Annotated in this window: 1 protein-coding gene; it reads left to right on the top strand. The window is 34.6% G+C overall.

The window, feature by feature from the left end; translation table 11 throughout:
* Positions 1-67: 67 nt before the first annotated feature.
* On the top strand, positions 68-408 hold a 341-nt coding region (locus tag DBX25_RS16145), incomplete at its 3' end, for a sigma factor-like helix-turn-helix DNA-binding protein (protein WP_240620365.1).

The following is a 408-nucleotide window of genomic DNA, read 5'->3' as shown; positions in this document are numbered from 1 at the left end:
AACCTCTTCTATGATTGTAAGTGACTAAACTATCAATCAGAGAAAGAGGAACAAAAGGATGATCAAGATGGCTCAATTTCATAGTATCAAATTTCTAAAAGAGGTTGAAGGATTATCACAACGTGAAATCTCAAAAAAACTTGGTATTTCAAGGAATACAGTGAGTAAGTATTTAAAACAAAACATCGCTCCTACCACTATTAATCGTCAAATGGCCTACAATACGAAAGAGTATTCTGATGAAACCAAACGGGTGCTACCGATTATTGATCAATGGTTAAATGATGATCTTAAAAGTTGGGGAAAACAAAAACACACAGCTGCCAGGATATTTGAAAGATTAGTAGATGAATATGATTTTGAAGGTTCAGCTTCCAATATCCGTAAGATTGTCGCCAAACGCAAGAA

This window comes from Peribacillus acanthi (genome assembly GCF_003073175.1).
GTDB classification, from domain to species: Bacteria; Bacillota; Bacilli; order Bacillales; family DSM-1321; genus Bacillus_BN; species Bacillus_BN acanthi.
This window is presented reverse-complemented; position numbering and strand designations above follow the sequence as displayed.